Below are 9,273 nucleotides of genomic sequence, written 5' to 3'. Positions count from 1 at the left end.
CTTGGCCCCGGCGGCTTTCAGGGCCTCGCAGGCCTGGGCCACGCCCTCGGCCGAGCCGGAGATGACGAGCTGGCCGGGGCAGTTGTAGTTGGCGGCCACCACCACATTGCCGGCATCGCTGATTTCCTGGCAGATGCGCTCCACTACGGCATCGTCGAGGCCCAGAATGGCAGCCATCGTACCGGGCTGCTCCTCGCAGGCGGCCTGCATGGCCTGGGCGCGGCGGGCCACCAGCGGCAGGGCATCTTCAAACTTGAGCACGCCGGCCGCCACTAGCGCCGAGAACTCGCCCAGCGAGTGGCCGGCCGTGCTGCCGGGCACAAAGTCGGGCTTGGCTACAAACTGCGCTACCGAGTGCACGAAAATGGCAGGCTGCGTTACGTCGGTGCGGCGCAGGTCCTCATCCGTACCCGCAAACATGATGTCGGTGAGGCTGAAGCCTAGGATGTCGTTGGCACGGGTGAGCAGGGCGCGGGCGTCGAGGTTCTGGTCGAACAGTTCGCGGGCCATGCCCGGAAACTGGCTGCCCTGGCCAGGGAAAATAATAGCGGTGTTTGCCACGGTCAGAAAAAGAGTTAGCAAGGTTGAAAGCCCAAAGAAACGGCTTGGCCACGAAATACGCCCGGCTGGCCCGGCCCTAACAAAACGGGCGGGCCAATTGGCCCGCCCGATAGATATGCTCTCATGCTTAGCGCTAGCGGATGATTTCCACCCAGCCTTTGTAGGTGCGCTTGGTATTGGCAAAATCGGCGAATTCGACTTCGGCCAGGTAGAAATACACCCCGTCCGACACTTTTCCGCTGGCCGTGTTTTCCGTCCTTGTTCCACCGCCATCCCAGTTAATGAGGATGCGGTCGTTGGCCGTGGTGGTATTCTCAAACACCTTCACGCCCCACCGATTATATGCCTGGAAATGAATGCTGCGAATCGGGCTGTAGTTTTTGGGCCGGAACACCGCGTTCTGCGCATCCCCGTTGGGCGTGAAAATATTCGGCAGCTTGAAGAACACGCAATTGTCCTGGCAGGCCACGTTGCTGGTGTCGCTGGCCACGCCGCTGGCCGAGATGGCCTGCACCGCATAGCAGCCCCCCGAGAAGCTCAGGTCGGTGTGCTGGTAGCTGGTGCCGGTGGTAGTAGCCAGTAGTGTGAAGCGCCCGGTAGGCGTGGGCCGATAATAGAGGCGGTAGCTGGTCACGTTGGCATCGCAGTTGGCAGGCTGGCTGCTCAGGGCCCAGCGGAGGCGGTTGGTGTAGCGTTCGCCCTGCCGCGGAAACTCCTGCAGGTTGGCGAGGCTGTCGCAGTTGGTGGTGAGCAGCGTGAGCGCCGGGCGGCACGGCGGCGGAATGAGCGCCACGCACTGTCGCTGGCTCCTGTTGGGCAGGTTCTGCAGGAAAGCGAAGCCGGGATAGCGGCCTGTGGTCAGCACGTAGTAGCAATACGTCTGGCCCCGCACCAGCGTAGGGTCGTTGTCGGCATACGTGCCACCGGTGGCGGTACTGGTAGCCGTGCCAATGCGCACAAACGGAGTAGTGCCGTTGACACTGCGGTAAATTTCGGTGGGCTGCGCGGTGTTGTCCCACGGCACGTTAAACGTCCAGGTCAGGCGGGCCGAAGTTCCGTTGTTGACCGGTATCGCCTGCACGCGCACGCTGCTGGCCGGGGTCGAGGCTTCGGTAATGGTAGTGCCCGCGCCCGGCGCAAACGTGCGAATAAAGTCGAGCCGGTAGGTGTACTGCTTATCCTGGGTATTGAGGCCCGTGTCGGCGTAGCAGGTATCGGTCAGGGTAGTGATGGTAGTAACAGGAGCGAAATCCCCGGCGGCCGGGTTCAGCCCTTCGGCCCGCGACAGCAGGTAGCTCGGCGTGCCCGTGAAGGCAGCACTCGTACCGGTGCGCGGCTGCGTCCAGCACACCTGAATCTGGCCGGTGGCAGATGCCGTGGTAAGCACGTCTACCTTGGTCAGCATCGCCTGGCGGCCCGGAATCAGGCTGCAGGCCTCGTTCGAAGCAATGCTTTCGCCCAGCGCCGGCGGCGGGAAGCCCGCGTAGATGCGGTAGCAGTAGTTTACGCCCCGCTTCAGCCCACGGGCCGTGCCGGTAGCATCAGGGTTGTTATCAAGGTAGCTCACATCCGACGCCGCCACTCGCTTGATGAACGTGTAGCCCGTGCTGGCCGGAAGGCCCGTGACGCAGCTACCCGGGGCAGAGCCCGGTCCTTCCTTGCGGTAGATGTACATGTACTGCGCATTGGTGCAGGTGTACGAGTCCCACGTCAGTTGCATGTTGTTGCCAACGGGCGTAGCGCGCAAGCTCTGCGGCGGCGGCCCTACCACGGTGATGCGCCAAGCCTTCTCATCGATGAGTGCTGGGTTGGTCGTTGAATTTGGGTTAGGGTTATCTTGGGCCTTAAACACAACCAAATAGGGTTCCTTCGCTACGTTGTTGCAAGCCGTATTCCAGGTGAAAGTACCCGTAGCCGTGGGCGGGCCGGTCTGCGTCTGCACAAACGTAGCCGGCGGCAGAATGCCCGAGTAAGCATACAATGTCACCGGCGTTTGCGTCGTATTCGGACCGGCGCCGTCCACCGCCGTCACCGTGCCCCTCGCCTGCGTCCCGGCCACCACGCACAGGTCGGCCGGAATGGTAAGGCGGGGCCGCAGGTTGGCGGTAGCGGTAATCGTAATCTGCATATCCCGGATAACGACCCCAATCAGGTCAAACCCACCCGGTGAACGGCGGTACTCCGATATCTCAATGGCCACGTTGTATTCGCCGGCCGCCACTGGCGTGTTCCAGGTTAGCTGGCCGGTACGCGGGTCGATATCTAAAGTAGCTGGTGGCGTACCGTCTTCCTTCACTCCTGGTCCGGCCACTATCGGGTCGTTGGGATAGTGGAAGCCTGTGCAGGGCACCACCACACGCTCAGGTCGGTTAGTACCGGTGCCCGAGCAGGGCGTTCCAAGCAATGCGGCCACGGCGCCGGCGCCGCCCGGCACCTGCCGGCTGGGAGCCAATCGGAAAGACAAAGAATCCCCGTCGGCATCGTAAGCCGCCGGGTTGTGCAGGAAAATCTGGTTCATAGCCCCCCGGTCAATAGCCGGTGCGCGCAACACGGCGCTATGGTTGCCGCGGTAAATGGGGTCGAGGTAGATAGTAGTGGCGATGTAAAAATTCTGCGAAAGGGGGGTAGCAATGTTGCGCACTGCCCCGTTTCGGTTTTCGCCTACGAAGCTCACGACGAACGTGCCCGACGACCCGTAGGTATGCTCGAAGGTGTAGGTATTGACGGCCACACCCTGAACGCCAGGTACCGGAATAGCTGCGGGAGTATCACGCCGGATTGGCGTACACGTAGCCGTGCCGTCGCCAAAAAAGATGGTAGCCTCATCCTGAACAGCACTACCAGGATTTGTATCCGTGTACAAAGTCATCCGGAAGAACACCCGGCGCGGGTTGTAATTGGGCCCGGTGGTGGTGTCGTAGGTTGCCTTAATGTCGCCGGCGCGCAGGTGAGTGGCATGGGCGGCATCGGGGCGTATGGCCAGCCAGGCCAGCAGGCCCAGCAAAGCCAGCGCCAGCCGGGCCCCGCTCCGTACCCGAAGGGAAAAAAGTGTGGTCATAGTCAGACAGGAAGAAGTGCAGCAGATATACGGAAAGGTGGCCCAACCGGGCGGCATCATAAACAGGCCGCAGGGTGTGCTTGTTAACGATGCCGACAGCGGATAGATTCACCACGCCCGGCAATGTTTAAGGCGGCCTCGATTGCGCACAAGAATCGGGCCGGGCATTGGCCGGTTTGCAGGCTAGGGCCTACCTTTGGGCGACCTAAACATACTTCTTCACTTCCCAAGTTTGGCGACTTTATGAGTTGGATAACCAAAACATTCACCAGCAGCATCGGCCGGAAAATCATTATGGCCGCTACGGGCCTGTTTCTGTGCACGTTCCTGGTGGTTCACCTCATTGGCAACCTGCAGCTGTTCAAGCACGACCAGGGCGCGGCCTTCAATACCTACTCCCACTTCATGGGCACCAACCCCATCATCCGCACCATCGAGTGGGGCCTGGTGCTGGGCTTCGGCTTCCACATTTTTGAGGCCCTGATGCTGACCCGCCGCAACAAAGCGGCCCGTGGCGCGCAGGGCTACGTGAGCAACCACTCGGAGCAAAACTCGGAGTGGACCTCACGCAACATGGGCATCCTGGGCACCATCATCCTGATTTTCTTGCTGGTGCACCTCTACAACTTCTTCTGGCGCGCCCGCTTCGCCGGCGACCTGCCCCGCATGGGCGGTGCCGACCCGCTCACCCGCGACTACGACAACCTGTACATGGCTGTGGTATCGTCGTTCCACATCTGGTGGTACGTGCTGCTCTACGTGGCCGCCCAAATCAGCCTCGGCTACCACCTGTGGCACGGCTTCCGCTCGGGCTTCCAGACGCTGGGCCTGAACCACCGCAAGTACACGCCCGCCATCAAATACATCGGCTACGCCTTCGCCGTGGTGGTGTCGGCCGGCTTCGCTTCCATGCCGCTGTACTTCTTCCTGTTCACCAACGAGCAGGGCGAATTGGCCGCCAATGCGCCGGCCCTGCTGCACAGCGTCGCTTCCATTTTTTAAGTCGACTTGAGCTGATAAAATCCCGCTGGTCCGGCCTAACCTCCGGAACCGTTTGCGGTTATGCTATCGGTCAATCATTCAGTCATTCCCCCAATTCCGTCACCCTATGCTGTTGGAATCTAAAGCCCCGGAAGGCCCCCTCGCCGAAAAGTGGGAAAAGCACAAGTTTAACGTGAAGCTCGTGAACCCCGCCAACAAGCGGAAGTACGACGTGATTGTGGTGGGCACCGGCCTGGCCGGTGGCGCAGCCGCTGCCTCGCTGGCCGAGCTGGGCTACAACGTGAAGGCCTTCACGTACCATGACTCGCCCCGCCGTGCGCACTCCATCGCAGCGCAGGGTGGCATCAACGCTGCTAAAAACTACCAGAACGACGGCGACTCGGTGTTCCGTTTGTTCTACGACACCATCAAGGGTGGCGACTACCGCGCCCGCGAAGCCAACGTGTATCGTCTGGCGCAGGTGTCGGTCAACATCATCGACCAGTGCGTGGCCCAGGGCGTACCCTTCGCCCGTGAATACGGCGGGCTACTGGCCAACCGCTCGTTCGGTGGTGCCCAGGTAAGCCGTACGTTCTACGCCCGCGGCCAGACCGGACAGCAGCTGCTGCTGGGCGCCTACTCGGCCCTGAGCCGTCAGATTGCCTACGGCAAGGTGAAGATGTACACCCGCTCGGAAATGCTCGACGTGGTAGTAATCGACGGCCACGCCCGCGGCATCGTGACGCGCAACCTGATTACCGGTGAAGTAGAAACGCACTCGGCCCACGCCGTGGTGCTGGCTACGGGTGGCTACGGCAACGTATTCTACCTGAGCACCAACGCCATGTACTGCAACGTGACGGCGGCGTGGCGCGCGCACAAAAAAGGTGCGTACTTCGCCAACCCCTGCTTCACCCAGATTCACCCCACCTGCATCCCGGTGTCGGGCGACTACCAGTCGAAGCTGACGCTGATGTCGGAATCGCTGCGCAACGATGGCCGCGTGTGGGTACCTAAAACGGTGGAAATGGCCGAGCGCGTGCGCAAAGGCGAGCTTAAGCCGCAGGACATTGCCGAGGACGACCGTGACTACTTCCTCGAGCGCAAGTACCCCGCTTTCGGCAACCTCGTGCCGCGCGACGTGGCTTCGCGCAACGCCAAGATGATGTGCGACGAAGGCCGCGGCGTGGGCAGCACCGGCCTGGCCGTGTACCTCGACTTCTCCGATGTTATCAAGCGCATCGGGGCCGAGGCCGTGAGCCAGAAGTACGGCAACCTGTTTGCCATGTACGAGAAAATCACCGACGAAGACCCCTACAAGATGCCCATGCGCATCTACCCGGCGGTGCACTACACCATGGGCGGCCTGTGGGTTGACTACAACCTGCAAACCACCGTGCCCGGCCTGTACGCCACGGGCGAGTGCAACTTCTCCGACCACGGCGCCAACCGCCTCGGTGCTTCGGCCCTGATGCAGGGCCTGGCTGATGGCTACTTCGTAATCCCCTACACCATTGGCGATTACCTGGCCAACACGCCGCCTAAGCCGGTGAGCACCGACCACCCCGCGTTTGCCGAAGCCAAAGCCGGCGTACAGGCCCGCACCGAGCAGCTGCTCAGCATTAAAGGCAACCGTACACCCGATGATTTCCACAAAATTCTGGGCCACCTGATGTGGGAATACTGCGGCATGGCCCGCACCGCTGAAGGCCTCACCTACGCCAAAGCCGAGATTCAGAAGCTGAAGAAAGAGTTCTGGAGCGACGTGAAGGTGGTGGGCTCGGGCGAAGAAATGAACCAAGCTCTGGAGAAAGCCGGCCGTGTGGCCGACTTCATCGAACTGGGCGAGCTGATGGTGGACGACGCCCTGAACCGCAACGAAAGCTGCGGCGGCCACTTCCGCGAAGAGTACCAGACGCCCGAGGGCGAAGCTCTGCGCGACGACGACAACTACGCCTACGTAGCGGCTTGGGAGTACATGGGCGACAACCAGCCCGAGCGCCTCAACAAGGAAGAGCTGGTGTTTGAAAATGTGAAGCTCACCCAGCGTAGCTACAAGTAATAACCTGTCATGCTGAGCGCAGCGAAGCATCTTATCACGCTAGCGCCAGTTTAGTTACTAACCCAACGAGCCCAGGCGTGATAAGGTCCTTCGCTGCGCTCAGGATGACAAACGATAACATAACCAATGGCCGGTTCCAACCCCAACGCTAAACCGATGAACCTGACCCTGAAAGTGTGGCGGCAGCCTAACCGCCAGGCCCAGGGGAATATTGTGGAGTACCACGTGAAGGACATTTCGCCCGATATGTCGTTCTTGGAAATGCTCGACGTGCTGAACGAAGACCTGCTACGCGCCGGCCAAGACCCGGTGGCCTTCGACCACGACTGCCGCGAGGGCATCTGCGGCTCGTGCGATTTGTTCATCAACGGCCGCTCGCACGGCCCTGAGAAGGGCACGACCACCTGCCAGCTGCACATGCGCAAGTTCTCGGATGGCGACACCATCACCATCGAGCCCTGGCGCGCCAACGCCTTCCCGGTGAACAAGGACCTGAGCGTAGACCGCTCGGCGTTCGACCGCATCATTCAGGCCGGCGGCTACGTGAGCGTGAATACCGGCGGCGCGCCTGACGGCAACGAAATTCCGATTCCGAAGGAAATTGCTGACCGTGCCTTTGAAGCAGCTACCTGCATTGGTTGCGGCGCCTGCGTAGCGGCTTGCAAAAATGCCTCGGCCATGCTGTTCGTGTCGGCTAAGGTGTCGCAGCTGGCGTTGTTGCCCCAGGGCCAGGTCGAGCGTAAAACCCGCGTTGAGAATATGGTGGCCCAGATGGACAAGGAAGGCTTCGGCGCCTGCACCAACATCGGCTCGTGCGCGGCCGAGTGCCCGGTGGGCATTTCGCTCGAAAATATTGCCATCCTGAATCGCGAGTTCCTGGCGGCCAAAGCTGCCTCGAACAACCTGGTGTAAGCAGACAATGTCATTTGCAGCAAAAAGCCCCGGCAGTAGCTACTGCCGGGGCTTTTTATTTAATATAATTCGTGCGACGTTAGGCCAGCTGAATGGCATCCAAGGCCTGCATATCTTCGGCCGACAAGCGGATGCTGGCGGTTTTCATGTTCTCTTCCAAGTGCTTCACTTTGGATGTGCCGGGAATGAGCAGAATATTGGGCGAATGGTGCAGCAGCCAGCTCAGCGCAATTTGCTGGGGCTTTACGCCGTGCTTTTGGGCAATTTGCTCCAGGGCTTTGAGGGCGTCGGCGTTGCCGCCGGCCAGCGGGTACCACGGAATAAAGGCCATGTTCTGCTCGCGGGTGTAGTCGAGCACCGCCTCCCACTTGCGGTTGTCGACGCTGTACATGTTCTGCACCGATACGATGGGCACGAAATCCTGCGCCTTTTTGATGTCCTCAACGCCTACTTCCGACAGACCGATGTGCTTGATGCGGCCGTCCTGCTGCGCTTTTTGCAAAAATTTGAGCGTGTCCTCAAAGGGCACGCTGGGGTCGATACGGTGGAGCTGGTAGAGGTCAATCTGCTCTACTTTCAGGCGCTTGAGGCTGCCGTTGAGAGCTCCTTCGAGGTGCTTGGGGCTGGCGTCGATGGGCCATTCGTTGGGGCCGGTGCGCAGCAGGCCGCCTTTGGTGGCGATGACAACTTTGCCATAAGGATGCAGCGCTTCGGCAATCAGTTCCTCCGACACATTGGGGCCATAGCTATCAGCCGTGTCGATGAAGTCGACGCCGAGCTCCACGGCCCGCTTGAGCACGCGGATGGATTCGTCGTGGTCCTGGGGCGGACCCCAGATGCCGTCGCCGGTGATACGCATGGCGCCGTAGCCAAGGCGGTTGACAGGGAGGTCGCCGCCGATGGTGAACGTGGTGGGGTAAGTAGTGGCAGTGGGATTGTCAGACATGAGGTATCTTTTAAAATGGATGCCCGGACGCGAGCAATGGCCGGGGCGTTTTATAAGACGGTTGAGGCGCCGAATTGTTTGCGGCGAGCAGTAGCGTGGACTCTGCGAGTCCGCGCTACTGCTCGCCGGGATGTTCGCCCGAGCGCGGACTCGCAGAGTTCACGCTATACCCCTATTTTTACCATCGTGCCCCTCCTACCTTCTGACCGCCGCCTGCCGCTGCTCTACGCCATTATTCTGGTTGATGTGATTGTGGGGTCGGCGGTAGCGCCGGTGCTGCCCGAGTTTGTGCGGGAGCTGCCGCGGCCGCAGCTGTGGCTGAGCGTGGGCACGGGCGTGTTTCTGGGCGTGCAGCTGTTTTCGGCACCGCTGCTGGGGCGGCTGGGCGACGGCTACGGGCGGCGGCCCATCTTCATTCTGTCGGCGGTGGGCACGCTGCTGGCCAATGCGCTGCTGCTGCCGGTGCGGGCGGGGCTGTATTTCGTGAACCGCGTTTCCGACGGCCTCACCAACGGCATGTACGCCACGGTGCGCTCGGCCATTACCGACATCTCGAAGCCCGAGCAGCTGTTCCGCAACCTCGGCATCGAAGGCGCGATTATTTCCCTCGGCTTCGTGCTGGGGCCCATGGCCTCGGGGCTGATGCTGACATTTTTAGCGGTGCCGCCCGCCCAGCAGGCCACCTACGTGGTGCGGCTGGCCGCCCTGCGCGTGACGGGCCGGCGCGGCGTGCGGCAGCTCTCCATCTTCGAG

Annotated in this window: 7 protein-coding genes; 4 read left to right on the top strand and 3 right to left on the bottom strand. The window is 61.3% G+C overall.

What is annotated here, in order from left to right:
• A partial coding sequence (locus tag ACYVDE_RS08640; RefSeq protein WP_460501088.1) for an ACP S-malonyltransferase occupies positions 1–561 on the bottom strand: 561 nt, incomplete at its 3' end.
• A gap of 133 nt (positions 562–694) precedes the next feature.
• A complete protein-coding gene (locus ACYVDE_RS08635; RefSeq protein WP_460501087.1) occupies positions 695–3,619 on the bottom strand; it encodes a T9SS type B sorting domain-containing protein in 2,925 nt (974 codons plus the stop codon).
• 243 nt (positions 3,620–3,862) lie between these two features.
• On the opposite strand from ACYVDE_RS08635, the gene ACYVDE_RS08630 reads away from it, so the two are divergent.
• From ACYVDE_RS08630 to ACYVDE_RS08620, 3 genes are all read left to right on the top strand, one after another.
• A complete protein-coding gene (locus ACYVDE_RS08630; protein ID WP_460501086.1) occupies positions 3,863–4,621 on the top strand; it encodes a succinate dehydrogenase cytochrome b subunit in 759 nt (252 codons plus the stop codon).
• Between the two features lie 106 nt (positions 4,622–4,727).
• On the top strand, positions 4,728–6,662 hold the full coding sequence (locus tag ACYVDE_RS08625; RefSeq protein ID WP_460501085.1) for a fumarate reductase/succinate dehydrogenase flavoprotein subunit: 1,935 nt from the start codon (positions 4,728–4,730) through the stop codon (positions 6,660–6,662).
• Positions 6,663–6,818: 156 nt separating this feature from the next.
• Positions 6,819–7,574, top strand: a complete 756-nt coding sequence (locus ACYVDE_RS08620; RefSeq protein ID WP_460501084.1) for a succinate dehydrogenase/fumarate reductase iron-sulfur subunit — start codon at positions 6,819–6,821, stop codon at positions 7,572–7,574.
• A 79-nt stretch (positions 7,575–7,653) separates the two neighbouring features.
• On the opposite strand, the gene ACYVDE_RS08615 is transcribed toward ACYVDE_RS08620, so the two are convergent.
• The gene (locus ACYVDE_RS08615; RefSeq protein ID WP_460501083.1) at positions 7,654–8,520 is read right to left on the bottom strand and encodes an aldo/keto reductase; all 867 of its coding nucleotides are present in this window, start codon (positions 8,518–8,520) and stop codon (positions 7,654–7,656) included.
• A gap of 186 nt (positions 8,521–8,706) precedes the next feature.
• Here ACYVDE_RS08615 and ACYVDE_RS08610 point away from each other — a divergent pair.
• The coding region (locus ACYVDE_RS08610; RefSeq protein ID WP_460501082.1) for an MFS transporter at positions 8,707–9,273 on the top strand (567 nt) is incomplete at its 3' end.

The organism is Hymenobacter agri (assembly GCF_054778495.1).
The sequence above is the reverse complement of the archived record's forward strand: the minus strand, read 5'-3'. Positions and strand labels throughout refer to the sequence as shown.